Consider the following 17361-nt stretch of genomic DNA (forward strand, 5'->3'; position numbering starts at 1 on the left):
TATTTTGGAAAAGAATCAAGAAGTAACACGTACGCTGACGACAAGTGAAATGGCTAAATTAGCAATCGTTACAGGATTATATGTTGCGATTACCCTTTTGCTTGCAGTAATCAGTTTTGGAGCGATTCAAGTTCGCTTATCTGAAATGTTTAATTATCTATCGTTATACAACAAAAAATATATTTGGGCAGTCACACTAGGTGTACTGATCGCCAATCTATTGTCACCACTTGGCATGTTAGATGTCGTTGTGGGGAGTGTGAGTACATTGATCGTATTATGGATCAATTATTCTCTCACACGTAAAATTCGATCAAGAAAAATTCAAATGATCGTTACTGCAATCGTTTTTGCTTTTTCGATGTTCACCATCGCGGGACAGTTGACATTAGTGAGTGGGCTACCGTTTTTCATCAATTGGTTGATTATTGGTTTAGGTGAACTGGCTTCGATGGCAGTCGGTGGTGTGATCATTTACTGGGTCGCTAAACGAATCGACTTTACAAAATAAAATAGATTTAGGGAATAGGAAAAAGAACGACTAATTGTTAGTGGTTCTTTTTTTCTTTGCAAAATTTCCGTTATAATAAGGTAAACGAAATCAGAGGAGAGTTTATGAAATTATTACATACTGCCGATTGGCATATTGGACGAACGTTAAACGGGTTTCGTCTTTATGAAGAACAAGTGCATGCTTATGAACAAATCGTGGCACTAGCTAAAAAAGAACAAGTCGATGGCATCGTGATCGCAGGAGATCTATACGATCGTTCGATTCCACCACTTGAAGCTGTGGAGCTATTAAATCAAATGATCGAACGTTTAGTCTGTGAAGAACAGTTTCCAGTTTATGCCATCAGCGGTAATCATGACAGTGCGAAACGACTTAGTTTTGGTCAGACATTTTATTCGATGGCTGATTTTCATTTAGGTACGTCACTAAAACAAAGTATCTCACCGATCGAAACGCAAGAAGCGCAGGTTTATCTATTGCCTTTTGTCGATCCAAGTGAGATTCGGATTTTTTGTCAACAAGAATTAGCTGAAACACCAGACGTCGTACAAACGTATAAAACCATCACTCAAGGTGTTACACGTTTGATTAGTGAAATGAAGAAAACTATGGATCCATCTAAAAAACAAATCTTGATCACTCACTTTGCAGTTACAAAAACGGTAGAGGATCAAACCTTAACAAATTTGCGTATTTCAGAAACGACATCGACTGTTGGAGGATTAGCGACTTTACCTAGTCATTTGTTTGCTGATTTTGATTATGTCGCTTTAGGCCATATTCACACGCACTTAGCTAGTCCAGAAGAGAACATCGTATACAGTGGAAGCCCAATCCATTTTCATAGTCAAGAAGCGCAGCGAGAAAAGCAAAAAGGTGTTTACCTAGTCACACTCGATGAACAAGGTGTCACGAAAACCTTTCATCCTTTAACAGTCAAAAAGCCGATCGTGACATTAGCGGCTTCTTTTGAAACATTATGCGATCCACTTTTTTATCAAAATCAACCTGTTCAAGCTGCTTGGTTTAGTCTCCATCTTGTCGACTATGATCGCCGTGCTCTAGCAGGTGTCAATATTCGAGCACGCTTAGAAGAAATCTACGGTAAAGGGATCGTGGACTTGACGTTTGAAGAACTTGAACGAAACAATCAAGAAAAAACGGTGAGCACAGTTGAAAAAATGGCTCCTGAAGAGACGATCGCTACCTTTTACGAAACCATTGCCAAACGTCCTCCGTCTGACTATCAAAAACAGCTGATCGAAACACTTTTAATCAACACAGCAAAGGAGAACTAATATGAAACCTGTGCAACTAGAAGCGACGAATTTTGGACCTTATCGTAAATTGAAATTGAATTTTGAGGATCTAGAGCAAGCACCATTATTTTTGATCAGTGGGGATACCGGAGCTGGAAAGAGTACTCTTTTTGATGCAATGACCGTTGCATTGTTTTCGCAAACCACAAGTACGCGTAAAGTAGAAGAAATGCGGTCGACGTTTGCAACGCCAGAAGATCCATTGACAAAAATCATTTTTTATTTTCGTCAACAAGAAACGCTATATAAAATCGAGCGCGAGATCAAACAAGAAAAAAAAGCGGCTCGCGGTTCGAAGATTATCGAACACAAGGCTACCGCCAGATTGGTCAGTATCACAGCCGTCGATGGTATAGAACAAGAAGTATTAGCGAGTAAACCTAGTGACGTAGGACAGATGATTCAAGAATTGCTGCAAATCAATGCAGAACAATTTAAGCAAATCATCTTACTTCCACAAAATGAAGTGCAAAAATTTTTACACTCAAAAACCGAAGAAAAATTACCGATCTTAAAAACGATTTTTGGGACACAGATTTTTACAAAATTTACAAAATCTTTGGAGAATGCTTATCGTGATGCTAAAAAAGATGCTGAAAGCTTACAGCAAACGCTAGCAGATCTTTATCTTAGTCCAAGCTGGCCAGAAGAGATCAAAGAGCGATTCCAACAAACACCAGAAGCTGAGAAAAAAACAGTAATGATGGAAGTTTTGGCCCAACATGAAGCGCTTGTAGAAAAACAGCAGAAAACTGTTTTAAACCAGTTAGAGCGATATAAACAGCATGAAAAAAGTTATGAACACGCGGCCATCTTTCAAACAAAAGTCGATCGTTTAGCCGAATTAACGACACGTTATCAACAAGAAATCGTAGAGCTCACTTCTCAGTACCACGAACAAAAAAACGCCTACGCGCAATTTCAACAAGTTCAGCCATTGCTTGCCGTGTTGGAGTATCAAACGCGTGATGAAAAAAAATTGAGCGAACTTGATCACGAAATCAAGTCAGTCAAACAACAAATCACTACTACACAAGAAACGCAGCAACAATTAACTGAACAATATGCTTGTTATCAAGCAAAAGAAGCAGAGATAGCTACAAAACGAACACTTAGCTTACAATTGGAAGAATATGATCAAGCAGCTAAACGGTTGACAGTAGAAACTAACCGAAAACAGCAAGCATTCATTCAACTAACAAAACAGCAAAAACAAAAAGAGCATCTGGAAGAACAACTCCAGCGTGTAATTGCTAAACAAGTAGTCTTGAAAGAAAATCTGGAGCAACAAGTTGGATATGAAACCGCATTTCATAAGTTTTATCAAATAAAAGAACAATGTTCCAAGTGGCAAGACGAGTTATTAAAGCTTACGACAACCCACGACAAACTTGAACAAAGTGAGCAACAATACGCACAGCATCAAGCGTCACTGGCAACTAAAATGCAACAACGCGTTAAGTTAGAAGCGCAAGTCGTTCATTTAGAAAGCAAACGTCGCAACTTGATGATTGCACAATTACAAGCAGAACTGCGACCAGATGAGCCTTGTATCGTTTGTGGTTCAACTACGCATCAACTCAAAACGGATAGTCTTGCAGATGAAAGTCAACTGCTGAAACAGTTGCAAGAACTTGAACTTGTACGTAAAGAGCATCAAGATTGCCAAGTGGCTTGTGCGCAGCTCGAACAAACACTTCTCACCTTAAAAACACAACAGGAGGAATATCAACAGACGATCGCGCAATTAAAAGTGGAATGTGAAACGCTTTATGGAACGCTTACGACGTTTAGTGAATTTTCATTATCTGCAGATGCCTCCATACAAGTCATCAAAACCTATCTAAACGAACAAGAAGAGGCATTAAATCAACAAAAAGAACAGTACGAAACGCAACTTATACAGATCGAGTCATTTGAACAACAACGTGTGGAATGTGAACAAGCAATCACTGAAAGCAAACGTGAAGAAACACAGCAACAACTCATTTTTGATGCGGCCAAAGCCGAAATCGAACAACTACATCATGGCTATCCGGATCTTGATTCTGATGGTGACTATCTAAAACAAAAGGAAAATTTACAAACGGAGCTTTCGACATATGATGAAGCATGCACTGCATTGAAAAATGAAGAGCGCCAAGTAGCACAGCAAGTTTTGACACTTCAAGTCACACTCGATCATTTAAAAGAACAACAACTTGCGTATCAACAAGCATTGAGCGAAACAGAGAAAAAAATCGACACGTTGTTACCAGAGGGCATGACGAAACAAACGGCGATAGAGCAATTAACACAAGTAGAGATTGCAAAAGAATGGGATGCATTTATTCGTCGGTATGAAGAAAAACAAAGTTATTTAGCTGAGGAGATCGCTGCTTTAAAACAGACGGTCGAATTGCAAGAACCAGTAGATTTAGCTCAGCTAAAAGTTGCAAAAGAACAGGCTGAACAAGTTTATCAAACGAGTATGGCGCACTTGACTCGTCTGGAGACGATTTTAGATCAAATGCGACAAGTTGCACATTCGATTACCGCTATTTTAGAGACACAAGGGATCAAAGGCCAACAATTTAATGAACTGAGCGAGTTGTATCAAATCATCAAAGGGGTGAAGGGATCCAAGTTGAAATTGGAAACCTATGTCGCCCAAGAATATCTAGAAAAAGTCTTGACCCATGCCAATCGTCATTACATCAAACAATTGACTAAAGGAAGATATGAGTTTTTACTAAACACAACTCAAGTGAGTGGCCAACGAGATACCGGGCTAGATATCGATATCTTTGACTTTTCAACTGGAACGATTCGTTCAACCAAAACCCTATCTGGTGGAGAGACCTTTATTGCAGCCTTATCGATTGCTTTATCTCTATCTGAAGTCGTACAAACGACGACAAATGGAGCGTTGATCGATGCTTTGTTTATTGATGAGGGATTTGGTTCACTTGATCGAGATACTCTTGAACAAGCGATGGAAGCTTTGGAACAAATTGGTGAAAATCGTATGGTGGGTGTGATCAGTCATGTGGATGAAATGAAAGAACGGATCGGTCAACAAATCTGGATCAAAAAACTTGGCAATGGCCAGAGTACATTAGCGGTTCAAGAATTAAAATAAATGTTATTTAATTTCAGAGATAGTATATAGGAAGAAAACCTCTTTCTGTTCATATTTTTTTTAAGAGACTAATTTTATAACGAAGGACGCTTGTTTTAAAATTGATTCTTTTGTGAAGACATAAAAAAAGGAGTAAGCATCTACCTTGAAAACAGTTATTTTTTATGATAAGATAAACTTAACTTAATAAAACAAAAGGTTGAGCGCAAGCTTCAAGACGTAGTCCCCAAGGGTGAGGGGACGGTCTTGTCGTGCGCTCTTTTTTTGTGTTCAAAGATGAAAGGATGAGGACATATATGCTGCATTATAAAAAAGAAAAAGAAATGATTTTAGAGGAATTTTCAGTAGATCCAACGACCGGATTATCGCAAAAACAAGTACTTAATCAACGTGAACTTTATGGGGAAAATAAATTACCAGAAGAGGCAGAAGATCCATATTGGAAAGTCTTTTTGAAAAATTTTAAAGAACCGATTGTGATCGTCTTACTTGGTGCGGTCGTATTATCATTTTTAAGCTCTTATTATGCGTTTAATATCCAAAATGATCCAAAACACGGTGTGGAAGCTCTCTATGAAGCGATCGCGATCTTGATTTTGATTTTGATTAATGCTTGTTTAGGTTTTTGGCAAGAAATTAGTGCTCGAAAAAGCTTAAATGCGTTAAAGGAGATGAATAATCGACAAACAACCGTGTTGCGCGATGGAAACTGGGAGAAAATCTTAGCAAATGAATTAGTAGTAGGAGACATTGTACGTGCGCAAGTCGGGGATTTCGTTGAGGCCGACGTTCGATGGATCGAGGCGAATGAATTACAAGTCATCGAATCACACCTAACTGGTGAAGCAGATGCGATTCAAAAGACGACTGAGGTTATTAGTGAAACGGTTGAAGTCGGGGATCGTATCAATATGGGATTTTCAGGGTCGACTGTATCTAACGGCCAAGGTGTCGGAGTCGTTGTGGGAGTCGGAAAAGATACGGAACTAGGAAATATTGCCCAATTGATCCAATCAGTTGGATCAAAAAAATCTCCACTACAAAATACAGTCAGCCAATTGACCAAAACGTTGATGCTGATTTCAGGCGGGATCGTGGTATTAACGTTTATCGTAGGCATCATTCGTGCTGGTGAATTTAGTATCGATTCGATTACTTCTGTTTTGTCGACATCGATTGCTTTAGCAGTCGCATCGATTCCTGATGCATTGCCTGCTGTTTTGTCGATCGTCTTGACGATCGGTGCTGCGAAAATGGCGAAAAATAAAGGCCTGATCAAATCACTAACGAGCGTGGAAACATTAGGTGGTACTTCTTATATTTGTTCAGATAAAACTGGAACATTAACAAAAAATGAAATGACGGTCGTTAAATTTACAGCGAACGGAACTTCTTATGATGTAACGGGTCTAGGCTATGCGCCAAAAGGGTCAATCGAAACTTTAGCAGCACAACCGACAAATGCACAACCGTTCTTATATGGAGCTGTTTTATGTAATGAAGCAACAGTGAAAAACGTCGCTGGTGAATACAAACCTTTTGGAAATCCTACTGAAGTTGCGTTGACTGTTTTGGGACAAAAAGCTGATGTACAAAAAGATGCATTATTGCGCGATCAAACAATCGTGCGTACGTTACCTTTTACAAGTGATCGTAAGATGATGAGTGTCGTGATAGAAAATCAAGATGGCTACATGTTGTATACGAAAGGTGCACCTGATGTTGTCTTAAATAAAAGCCAAGGTGTGCTGATCGAAGATGAAATCGATACGTCAGCACAAGCAAAAACAGATTTTAATACCATCGTAGAAGACTATGCAGAGCAAGCGCTACGTACGTTAGCTGTAGCGTATCGTCCATTAACAAAAGCACAAGCAATGGATGCGAGCGTAGCAGAATTAGAGCAAGAGTTGATTTTAACTGGAGTAGCAGGGATTATCGATCCTGCCCGTGAAGAAGTCAAAGAATCAATCAAGACCTTACACGAAGCCAATGTAGAAGTCGTGATGATCACAGGTGATCATGAGAAAACAGCACGAGCAATTGCTTACGAATTAGGCATCGTAAAGGATAAAGAAGCACCAGTTATTAAAGGTGTCGAATTAGAAGAGATGACAGATGAAGAATTGTTTGAAAAAGTCAAATCAACGAATGTTTATGCGCGTGTGTCACCTGAACATAAACAACGAATCGTCAAACAATTACAAGCGCATGGTCAAGTCGTTGCGATGACAGGTGATGGGGTCAATGATGCTCCAGCATTACGTGTAGCAGATATCGGGATCGCAATGGGGATTGCCGGAACCGAAGTAACAAAAGATTCGGCAGATTTAATTTTGTTAGATGATAAATTTACGACGATCGAAAAATCCGTCCAAAGTGGTCGAACGATTTATGGAAATATCAAAAACTTTATGCGTCACGAATTAACGACAAATGTCGCTGAAGTTTTATCATTATTGATTGGTCTGTTCTTCTTTACGCATACGATTGGAAACGTTCCTGGAACGACGCCTGTACTGACAGCTTTGATGGTCTTGTGGGTCAATATGGTTAGTGATGCCGTTCCATCATTTTCGTTAGGATATGATGTAGCGGAATCGGATATCATGAAAGAGCAACCACGTGATCCAAAAGAATCAGTATTGGCCAATTATACATGGTCTCGGGTATTGATTCGTGGGACAGTCATGGGACTTGTGGTATTTGCAGCCTTTTATCTAGCCGCAAAAGCTGGAATGTCAGCAAATGAAGCACAAACAGTCGCATTCTTGACTCTAGTTTATGGTCAGTTATGGCATGTTTTTGATGCTCGAAGTTCAAAAACGCTATTTAGACGAAATCCATTTGGGAATCCTCGTTTGATTGCTGCCGTTGCTTTTGCTGCGATTTCTTCATTCCTGGTAACGATTATTCCATTCTTTAATACCGTCATGGGAACAGCGCCATTAACTTTCCCAATTTATCTTATGGTTATTTTTATTCCAGCCTTACCAACCTTTATCTTATCTGGAATCAAAGAAATGTTTGGCATCAAAATTTGGTAAAGAGTTTAAGAAGAGACAAGGAAACTTGTTTCTTCTTTTTTTCGATTTTGATTTTTGTTATAGTATAGACATTATAAAAAAAGGAGTAAGAATGTGAAAAACGTTCGTCGTAAAAAAAGAAAAGCATTCCACTTTTCACCAGCAGAAATTATTACCGGAACCTTTTTAGGATTGATCGTATTAGGAGCGATTCTATTGTCTTTACCTATAAGTAATCAACAAGAAATCTTAGCACCGATCGATGCATTATTTATTGCAACATCAGCCATTTGTGTTACAGGGTTATCGCCATTATTGATCGACCAACAATTTACACTATTTGGGCAAAGTATCTTACTGATACTGATTGAAATCGGTGGCTTAGGATTTATGTCGATTCCGATTTTTATTTATTTTGTTGGTAAAAAACGGATCCATTTAAGTACGCGTCTTATTTTACGTGAGTCCATGAATATGGAGAGTCGTTCCGGAGAAGTGAAATTAGCTTTAGCTATTTTAAAAATCGCCGGAAGTATCCAGTTTTTAGGAATTGTATTATTGGCTACCCGTTTTGTTCCAAAATATGGAATCAAGACCGGGTTGTGGTATAGTTTATTTCATGCGATTTCAAGTTTTTGTAATGCGGGATTTGATTTGTTTGGGACGAGTTTGATCGGCTTTAAAGCAGACCCAATCGTGTTATTGACCATCGGCTTTTTGATTATCGCAGGAGGCTTGGGCTTTTTAGTTTGGCTAGATATCTTACAGTGGCCACGTAAAAAACTAAGTTTACATAGTCATTTAGCACTGAGAATGACTGGCTTTTTACTCATTTTAGGATGGGGGTTGTTTTACGTGATCCAACCTGAAAAAAATGGTTGGATCAGAGCATTAGATGCGTTCTTCTTAAGTGTGACACCACGTACAGCAGGATTTTTCACGTTAGATTATGCAACGATGGCGCAATCGGGGTTGATGTTGACGATGATGCTGATGTTCATTGGTGGAACATCGGGTTCAACTGCAGGTGGATTGAAAACTACGACCTTAGCTGTGTTATTTGCTAAAGTGCGTTCGCTGTTTCGCGGACGTACGCGCACGGAGATTTCAGGACGTACGATTAGAGAATTAGCAGTTGCTAAAGCGATGACGCTTTTCTTTTTAGGACTTGCAATCTGTACCTTTAGTATCTTTTTGTTGACGTTTACTGAAACAGCTTCTCAAGAAACGATCGTAGCCCTAGCCTTTGAAGCGATCTCCGCCTTTGGAACAGTGGGATTGACTATGGGGATCACGGCTGATTTGAGTGTAGTGGGTAAATTGATCATTATCAGTTTAATGTTTATTGGTCGAGTTGGAATTTTAACGATTTTGTATTCACTCTCTAGAAAAACCTATCAACAAGAAGTAAAAATCAAGTATCCAGAAGAATCCGTTTTATTAGGCTAGTTTAAATTGGTCAAATAGCTGAAATTTTTTTATACTAACAAGTAAGGGGTGAGAAACATGCTAACAACAGGAGTGATTATCTTTTTTATTGGGTTGTTCTTTTTAGCCGCAGCAGGGATCAATTATCGCTGGCGTGCCTTTACCAATAAAAAAGCATGGAATGGAATCGCCGTTCCGTTTACGATCATTGGCTTGATTATTTTTGTGATCGGTCTAGTAATCATTTATATCAATTATCCACAATAAAAAAAGTCGCTAGTTTAGCGGCTTTTTTATTTGTTCAATGAACTATCACTCTTTACAGGTCGCCTTACAAAATTGTTCGGAAATCATCACTGAAAATTATAGATGACATTTTTGATACAAAGTATTATTGGTTTTAGATAAAAGTTATTTCATGAACAATTTATGTAGCAGGGTTACTACATAGAAGCGTAAATTTAGGGAGGCCAAAAAAATGAGGACTAAAAAAATTTGGATTTTTTTTATTTCAGTATTTAGTGCTATTTTATTTATAAATAGTTCAACAACGTCTGCTCATGCAGCAGCGAAGCCGTTAGGTCAGTTTTATGGTGGAGATAATATCGATTTAGGTGTTTACATAAAAACAAAACAATTTAAATTCTATACGTGGACGATATGTGGGGACCATAGCTTGATGCCACCAGACGACGATAGAAGTTATCCAGTAACGTATGATCAGTATGATCTGTATGAGGGGATCTCGCAATTTAAAAATCGTAAAAATTCTGGCCCAGAATTATTTAAATCTAAAGATAAGATTGTTGCTTCTTGGTTTGCGTTAAGTTTAGATAGCGATGTATTAATGGATTACTATAGAGATAGTTTTTTTGGTGGTAAAACACCGAATGACGTGGAAAAAAGTTCGTTTGAAACATATAAAAAAATACAACCTTATTTTAGTCAGGGGAAAGAAGAAAACTTTATCTATAATTCTGCTCAGAGTATCTCTTGGGCATATACTAATCCAGGTAGGGTTACTTTTGGTCAATATTATAAAAAAACGCCGTACAGTCAAAAGGCCTATGATTTTAGTAAATCATTCCCGATTCCTGAAGAGACTGCTCGCGGATTGAATATAAGAATTGTTGATCAATCAGGTGCAGAAGTCAATAATCAAAATCCTCTAAAGGTAGATTCATCAACTCTTCTTACGGATCCTTTTCAGTTAACAGGTACCACTAAAGAATATCCAGTTCGAGCAGATCTAACGGGGATGCCTTATACAATTATTGATGCTTCAGGAAAAACGTTAAAAAATTATGCTTCTACTGCAGATAAAGCAAGTGGTAAAATCTACAATTATCTTTTACCAGGTCAAGAATACCGAGTAAAAGTCAATGTAGGAACAAATCTACAAAGTATTCCTAATTTAAATCTGAGTTATCTACGATTAAAAGAAGCCTATTATTATTTGCCAGTAGCTTATAGCGATGGGAACTATAATGACTTTCAACATATGTTAGGGTGGAAAATTGAAAAAGTAGATCTATCGATTCTTTTCAAAGTTGAAGTTAAAGAAACACAAGTCGAAGGCGAGAAAAAATGGCAGGATTACAATAATAAATTTAATACTCGACCAGATAAAATTACCATCAATTTATTAAAAGATGGTCAGGTTTATAAACAGCAAGAAGTCAGTAAAGAAACCAATTGGAAGTATCAATTTGAGCACTTGCCACTTGGTCCTACCTATACGATCACAGAAGAACCTGTTACAGGTTATACGCCAACGATCGTCGGAAACGATATTACGAATACCTATGTGAATACAGAAAAAATTAATAAAACTGGACACAAAATTTGGGAGGATTTAGACAATCAGTACAATACACGTCCAGATCATTTGACGTTTGTGTTGTATCAAAATGACAAAGCAATCGATCGTCAAACAGTAAAACCGGATGCATCTGGAAATTGGAGTTATGCCTTTAATGATTTGCCTAAATATGATGAAAATGGCGACGAATATAAATATAGAGTCAGTGAAGTTCAAGTAGGTGGGTATAGTACATCTACAAAAACGGATGCGAATGGTGTTAACTTTGTCAATAAACTTAGATTAACGGATGTAACTGGTGAGAAAAAATGGAATGATTTAAATAATCAGTACCAACTTCGTCCGGAAAAAATTATAGTTCGGTTGTATCAGAATGATAAAGAATTTGCTCATCAAGAAGTCAGTTCGCAAACGAATTGGACGTATCATTTCTCAAATCTTCCATTACAAGATAAAAGCGGGAAAAACTATACGTATACCGTAAACGAAGATCAAGTTTCAGGTTATGAAGCCGTAATCGATGGAACGACAATCACAAATAATCTATTACTGACTGTGATTAAGGGTGAGAAAAAATGGGATGACCAAAATAATGCTGCAAATCTCCGACCGACACAAATTGTAGTTGAATTATTACAAAATGGTACGAAAATTAAAGAACAAATCGTCAAAGCAGATAGTAATGGCAGCTGGTCTTATACCTTCGATAATTTATTAAAACAAGATCAAAATGGGAAAGATTATGTGTATACCGTAAATGAACAAAAAGTTCCTTATTATACAACAACAATTGATGGAACAAAGATTACAAATACATTGAAATTGACGGAAATAAAAGGCGAAAAACACTGGATTGATAGCGATAATCAAGCAGGAATGCGACCAAAAGAAATCACGATTTGGCTAGTTCGTGAGGGAAAACGGCTTGAAAAGCAAGTGATCCGAGCAGGAAATAATGGGAAATGGACTTATGGGTTTATCAATCTTCCAATAAATGACGAAAATGGAAAAACCTACACGTATACTATAGAAGAAGAACCTGTAGATAATTATACAACTGCAATTGATGGGACAACGATTATCAATACATTTAAATCAAATGGTGTGTTACCGGATACTGGCGGACGTTATAAACAATCGATGATCTATGTAGGACTTGCAATCGTTATTGTTGCAGTTATTAGTGGTATTATTTATGTGGTGAAATCTCGTAAAGAATGGTAATGAAAATAGAGGGGATGACAGAAGACTGTCATTCCCTCTTATTTGTATCATAAAAGTGGCAAGATCCAATTAGCCCACATCCAACTAAACGGTAAAATGAGGATCATTGCTGGAATCATATCGGCAGTGGGAAACATTTTGACTTTAATGATTCGAAAACCGGTTGCAATCATTAAAACGCCACCGCATGCTTTAAAGTCTAAGATCATTTCGGGTGTAGTAAGGGGGAAAATAAATTTAGCTAGTGAAAATAGCGCAAAGAAAATGATGAATTGAGGAACTACGATCAATGACACCACAAATCCAAGTTGACTAGCAAAAATCGCCGCTGTAAAAAAATCTAAAATCGATTTAGCGATCAAGACAGAATGATCACCAGACATCCCGGAATCTAAGCTGCCATAAATACCTGTACCACTTGCACAAAATAGCACAATGATGGTCACTAAACTTTGGATAAAATCATCTTGATCTAAAGCAAGCTTATCATTGTTCATAAACTTACTGATCGGTTTTTGCATCAAGATTGCACCTTTGTCGATCTTATCACCTAAATGGATCAAAAGACCAAACGCAGTACCTAATACGACCGCAAAGATCACAGCGGGCATATAGACCATTGGGGCAATCGCATACACGCCCATCGCCATGGAACAGGCGCCAAAAATCATCGTAAGTTCTAATTTAAATTTTTCAGAAACGTGTTGGCCAAATAAAGCACCTAAAATTCCACCTAAAAAAATCGCCGCTGAATTGATTATGATTCCTAAAGGCATTGTGTCACTTCCTTTTTATTAGTCTGTGCTCATTGTAACAAGTCATGTTTCAGAACTCAATGCAAAAAAATATTGTGACCTTATTTACAGATGTTGACGAGTGAGAAAGGGTATGGTACTATTTGCGAGAGATTGTTACCGCTTTATTGTGGGCTATACTCTAACTTGGAGAGGGTGGGTGCGATGCAGATCAAGAAAGTGATCAACAATAACATAGTCGTCTCAGAAAACACCTCCAGTCAAGAGTTGATCGTCATGGGAAAAGGTCTTGGATTTCAAAAGAAAATTGGGGATCTGATTCAAAATGATAAGATCGAGAAAGTCTATGCGATTACGACTGAATGGAATGAATCAAAGTTAGCAGAATTGCTGACAGCGATCCCACTTGAACAAATTCAAGTCGCCAATGAGATCGTAAGTTTTGCCAAAGTCTCTTTAGGAAAAGCGTTGAGTGAAAATCTCTTTTTAACGTTATCTGATCATATTCATTTTGCATTGGAGCGTTTTGAAAAAGGGATGGAAATCAAAAATGCTCTTTTATGGGAGATCAAACGTTTTTATAATCATGAATTTTTGATTGGAAAAGAAGCGTTGCATTTGATTCATGAACGCCTAGGCGTGAAGCTTCCAGAAGATGAAGCAGGCTTTATTGCATTACATATTGTGAATGCTGAACTAACGAATTCAGATATGACGCAAGTTTCTGAAATGACGCAAACGATCCAAGCGATTTTAACGATCGTCAAATACCATTTTTCAATGGATCTTGATGAATATTCATTAAATTATGAACGCTTTGTGACGCATTTAAAATTTTTCGTGCAACGTGTCTTTAGTGGCATTCATTTAGAAGGCGATGAAACAGCACAATTTATGTACGGGTTAAAAGAACAATATCCTAAAGAATATGCTTGTGCATGTAAAATAGGAGATTATATTCTAAAACACTTTAATCGTAAATTAGATCAAGATGAGTTGATCTATCTGACGATTCACATTAAACGAATTACGACAAAATAGGATTGTTACTGTTCGGCAGGCTAGACCTAACTATGGAAAACCATAGTTGGGTCTTTTTTTATACTTTAAGTTATTTAATTAAGGAGGAACTCAAATGGATTATAACAAATTAGCAATGACGATCATCGAACAAGTTGGCGGCGAAAAAAATATCAAAGGGTTGACGCATTGTGCGACGAGATTACGCTTTAATTTGCACGATGATCAAAAAGCCAATGATGAAACGTTAAAAAATACAGCAGGTGTGATGGGAGTTACGATTGCTGGTGGCCAGTACCAAGTCATTATCGGAAGTGATGTGGCGAATGTTTATAAAGCCATTATGAATCAAATCAACATCCAAGACAATGAAGTGCCAGAAGATACAACCAAGAAATCGGTTTTCTCAAAAGTGATCGATACGATCACAGGGATTTTTACACCGATCTTACCAGCAATTACGGCAGCTGGGATGTTAAAAGCGGTCCTATCGATTTTAGTTGTCTTTAAGGTGTTGACGGTCGATGCCCAAAGTTATCAAATTTTAAATTTCATGGCCGATGCTGCTTTTTATTTCTTGCCGATCTTACTGGCAGCTTCTTCTGCACAAAAGTTTAAAACGAATATGTATCTCGCGATGATGTTAGGCGGAATCTTACTCCATCCGACATTTATTACGATGGTCAATGCAGTCAAAGAAGGGGGCGGATCGATTGCATTATTTGGTCTTCCCATCGCCGCAGTGTCCTATTCTTCATCGGTAATCCCAATCATTTTGACTGTTTGGCTATTGTCTTACGTGGAGCCATTTGCGGATCGTATCTCACCAAATGTCATCAAATTCTTTAGTAAACCCTTGATCTCAATTGCGATTGTGGGAACAGTCAGTCTAGTTGTTTTAGGTCCTTTAGGATATTATTTAAGTGAATTATTATCTTCAGGAATTAAATCTCTTGAAACGGTAAGTCCTTGGATCGTACCATTGATCATTGGAACGTTTACGCCGTTATTTATTGCTACTGGAACACATTACGGGTTAGTACCGATTGGTATCAATAACCGTGTCACAACAGGGTATGATACAGTCATTTATCCGGGAATGCTAGCCTCTAATGTCAGCCAAGGGGCCGCATCACTAGCAGTTGGCGTGAAAACCAAAGACAAAGCCATCAAACAATTGGCCTTTTCAGCAGGATTGACCGGGATTTTTGGGATCACTGAACCAGCATTATATGGGGTCAATTTACGCTTTAAAACCCCACTATACGCTTCAATGATCGGTGGAGGTGTCGGTGGCTTATTGATGGGGATTTTACGCGTACGTAATTTTTCCGGTGGTTCACCAGGTTTATTGACACTACCTAGTTATATTGGTGATAATACCTTAAGCTATTTCTACTACGCATGTATTGGTGCTGCAGTAAGTATTGTGGTCACGTTTATCTTAACGTTGATCTTATACCGCGATAAAGTCACCGAAATTCAAACAGCCGATGCCCAACTAGAAGCAGCGACGAAAGAACCTAAAGCAAATGAAAATCCAAATAGTTTAGCCAAAACAACGACCTTGATCACATCACCAATGACAGGAAATGTTATCCCACTAGCTGAAATCCAAGACGGGATGTTTTCAGAAGAGATTTTAGGAAAAGGAATGGCGATCATTCCAACTGAAGATACTGTTTATGCACCATTTAATGGAACGGTAAGTGCGATTTTTGATAGTGGACATGCGATTGGATTGACGAGTGAAACGGGTGTTGAATTGTTGATCCATGTAGGCATTGATACGGTTCAACTTGATGGTGCCGGGTATCATTATCTAGTAACAAAAGGACAAACCGTTACCCAAGGAGAGGCTTTATTGACATTTGATCTAGGTATCATAACTAAAGCTGGATACAATCCAGTAACCCCAGTTGTGATCACGAACTCGGTCGATATGACAGAAATTATGCCGATCCAAACGGGTGAAATCACAGCGAAATCTGATTTGATGCGTGTGATAAAATAGATAAAAAAGACCTGACAGCATTTGCTGTCAGGTCTTTTTGTTAAAATCGTATCCAACGCGTACTCATATTGGCATCATAAGGACGTGTCACGTTGATATGGTCTTTTTCGAGATGGCATTCTTTACAGATCAGTTCTTGCAATTGCGATGTCGATAGAGCTACAGTTCCCTGATAGGTTGATTGATCGTAAGGTGTCCATTCGGTTAAGCTTTGCACTTTTTGATTCGCTAAAAACGCTAGACTATCCGCTTCTGTTTTAAAGGTTACCAAAGCATCATTTGTTGTTGTTTGGTAAACCGGTGATCGATTCATTCTAAAAATCACGATAAACACGATAGCTAACATACCGATTCCAAGTACTTCCCACATGGTGATCACTCCTTAAAAGCTTTTTCTTTAGTATACGCTTTTTTTAAAGTTCAATCACTAATAACTAGTTTCCACTGTATAGGTTTCTAAAAATTCTTCTTCTTTTTTTAGTAAAGGAACGATTTGATAATCTAAAGTGACGATTTTGGGTACATAGCTTTCTAATTGAGCAGCAGGTATAGTAAATTGAGTTGTAATCATAAACAACACTCCTTTAGTTGGTATACACAGAGTATAAAAGCCCAACCTTAACTTTACCTAAACTAGATCAACCGATAATGAATAATCAGTAACGACAAAGCCCACTTTTTCATAGACATGTAAGGCGCGCTGGTTGTGACCAAAAACATGCAAGGATAATTTGGTTGCACCTAGGTCATGACAAAACGTTTTGATAGCGTGCATCGCTTCTTGACCATAGCCTTTTCCACGATGCTGTTCGAATAGTAAAAAGTCATACACAAAGGCTTCTTCGGATTTTAAACCGTCAAAGTAAACCCATGTATACCCAATAACTTCTTGAGCTCGCTCAATCATCAATAAATAATGGCCTGTAGTTGCTAAGCCATCGGGTAATAATGTTGCGAAACTTTCTTTTGAACGTGCAAGTGCTTCTGTTTTACTCCAAGTGTTTGCTTTGACTTTATCTTCTGCGAAATCTTTAATAGCCTGTTCTAGGTAATCTGGATAAATTGCTTGTGTCATAGGGATCAGTTTCATGTTGATCGCTCCTTTTTTAGTGTAGTAT

At 38.0% G+C, this 17361-nt stretch carries 13 protein-coding genes; 9 read left to right on the forward strand and 4 right to left on the reverse strand.

Going from position 1 to position 17361, the window contains the following annotated elements:
• Positions 1 to 49 precede the first annotated feature (49 nt).
• From QZ413_RS06145 to QZ413_RS06175, 7 genes are all read left to right on the forward strand, one after another.
• Positions 50 to 511 carry a QueT transporter family protein gene (locus tag QZ413_RS06145; protein ID WP_297077658.1) on the forward strand — a complete coding sequence of 154 codons (462 nt, stop codon included), beginning with the start codon at positions 50 to 52 and terminating at the stop codon, positions 509 to 511.
• Positions 512 to 615: 104 nt separating this feature from the next.
• Positions 616 to 1812, forward strand: coding sequence for an exonuclease SbcCD subunit D (locus tag QZ413_RS06150; protein WP_297077559.1), 1197 nt, complete (start codon positions 616 to 618; stop codon positions 1810 to 1812).
• Between the two features lies 1 nt (position 1813).
• Positions 1814 to 4954 (forward strand): SMC family ATPase, encoded by a 3141-nt coding sequence (locus QZ413_RS06155; protein WP_297077561.1) that lies wholly within the window; start codon positions 1814 to 1816, stop codon positions 4952 to 4954.
• 296 nt (positions 4955 to 5250) lie between these two features.
• A complete protein-coding gene (locus QZ413_RS06160) occupies positions 5251 to 8001 on the forward strand; it encodes a cation-transporting P-type ATPase (RefSeq protein WP_297077562.1) in 2751 nt (916 codons plus the stop codon).
• 93 nt (positions 8002 to 8094) lie between these two features.
• Positions 8095 to 9429: a TrkH family potassium uptake protein gene (locus QZ413_RS06165; protein ID WP_297077564.1), complete on the forward strand. Its 1335-nt coding sequence runs from the start codon at positions 8095 to 8097 to the stop codon at positions 9427 to 9429.
• Between the two features lie 57 nt (positions 9430 to 9486).
• Positions 9487 to 9675: a hypothetical protein gene (locus QZ413_RS06170; RefSeq protein ID WP_297077566.1), complete on the forward strand. Its 189-nt coding sequence runs from the start codon at positions 9487 to 9489 to the stop codon at positions 9673 to 9675.
• Positions 9676 to 9886: 211 nt separating this feature from the next.
• Positions 9887 to 12454 (forward strand): Cna B-type domain-containing protein, encoded by a 2568-nt coding sequence (locus QZ413_RS06175; protein ID WP_297077568.1) that lies wholly within the window; start codon positions 9887 to 9889, stop codon positions 12452 to 12454.
• 47 nt (positions 12455 to 12501) lie between these two features.
• Here the strand turns inward: QZ413_RS06175 and QZ413_RS06180 are convergent, their stop codons facing one another.
• Complete coding sequence (locus QZ413_RS06180) at positions 12502 to 13230, reverse strand: DUF554 domain-containing protein (RefSeq protein WP_297077571.1); 729 nt, start codon at positions 13228 to 13230, stop codon at positions 12502 to 12504.
• Positions 13231 to 13413: 183 nt separating this feature from the next.
• Here QZ413_RS06180 and licT point away from each other — a divergent pair, with 183 nt between their 5' ends.
• Entirely contained in the window at positions 13414 to 14250 is an 837-nt protein-coding gene (gene licT / locus QZ413_RS06185; protein WP_297077572.1) for a BglG family transcription antiterminator LicT, read from the forward strand.
• A gap of 94 nt (positions 14251 to 14344) precedes the next feature.
• Positions 14345 to 16243: a beta-glucoside-specific PTS transporter subunit IIABC gene (locus QZ413_RS06190; protein ID WP_297077574.1), complete on the forward strand. Its 1899-nt coding sequence runs from the start codon at positions 14345 to 14347 to the stop codon at positions 16241 to 16243.
• Between the two features lie 40 nt (positions 16244 to 16283).
• Here QZ413_RS06190 and QZ413_RS06195 read toward each other — a convergent pair whose 3' ends face one another.
• From QZ413_RS06195 to QZ413_RS06205, 3 genes are read right to left on the reverse strand one after another with little or no spacing between them, the layout of a single operon-like run.
• Positions 16284 to 16613 (reverse strand): hypothetical protein, encoded by a 330-nt coding sequence (locus tag QZ413_RS06195; RefSeq protein ID WP_297077576.1) that lies wholly within the window; start codon positions 16611 to 16613, stop codon positions 16284 to 16286.
• A gap of 57 nt (positions 16614 to 16670) precedes the next feature.
• Positions 16671 to 16814 (reverse strand): hypothetical protein, encoded by a 144-nt coding sequence (locus QZ413_RS06200; protein ID WP_297077578.1) that lies wholly within the window; start codon positions 16812 to 16814, stop codon positions 16671 to 16673.
• A gap of 57 nt (positions 16815 to 16871) precedes the next feature.
• On the reverse strand, positions 16872 to 17333 hold the full coding sequence (locus QZ413_RS06205; protein WP_297077579.1) for a GNAT family N-acetyltransferase: 462 nt from the start codon (positions 17331 to 17333) through the stop codon (positions 16872 to 16874).
• Positions 17334 to 17361 lie beyond the last annotated feature (28 nt).

This window comes from uncultured Enterococcus sp. (genome assembly GCF_913775425.1).
Classification (GTDB): domain Bacteria; phylum Bacillota; class Bacilli; order Lactobacillales; family Enterococcaceae; genus Enterococcus_G.

Coding starts and splice junctions, on each gene's coding strand:
- QZ413_RS06145 (WP_297077658.1), top strand. CDS start 50: ATGGCTAAATTAGCAATCGTTACAGGATTATATGTTGCGATTACCCTT.
- QZ413_RS06150 (WP_297077559.1), top strand. CDS start 616: ATGAAATTATTACATACTGCCGATTGGCATATTGGACGAACGTTAAAC.
- QZ413_RS06155 (WP_297077561.1), top strand. CDS start 1,814: ATGAAACCTGTGCAACTAGAAGCGACGAATTTTGGACCTTATCGTAAA.
- QZ413_RS06160 (WP_297077562.1), top strand. CDS start 5,251: ATGCTGCATTATAAAAAAGAAAAAGAAATGATTTTAGAGGAATTTTCA.
- QZ413_RS06170 (WP_297077566.1), top strand. CDS start 9,487: ATGCTAACAACAGGAGTGATTATCTTTTTTATTGGGTTGTTCTTTTTA.
- QZ413_RS06175 (WP_297077568.1), top strand. CDS start 9,887: ATGAGGACTAAAAAAATTTGGATTTTTTTTATTTCAGTATTTAGTGCT.
- QZ413_RS06180 (WP_297077571.1), bottom strand. CDS start 13,230: ATGCCTTTAGGAATCATAATCAATTCAGCGGCGATTTTTTTAGGTGGA.
- licT (WP_297077572.1), top strand. CDS start 13,414: ATGCAGATCAAGAAAGTGATCAACAATAACATAGTCGTCTCAGAAAAC.
- QZ413_RS06190 (WP_297077574.1), top strand. CDS start 14,345: ATGGATTATAACAAATTAGCAATGACGATCATCGAACAAGTTGGCGGC.
- QZ413_RS06195 (WP_297077576.1), bottom strand. CDS start 16,613: ATGTGGGAAGTACTTGGAATCGGTATGTTAGCTATCGTGTTTATCGTG.
- QZ413_RS06200 (WP_297077578.1), bottom strand. CDS start 16,814: ATGATTACAACTCAATTTACTATACCTGCTGCTCAATTAGAAAGCTAT.
- QZ413_RS06205 (WP_297077579.1), bottom strand. CDS start 17,333: ATGAAACTGATCCCTATGACACAAGCAATTTATCCAGATTACCTAGAA.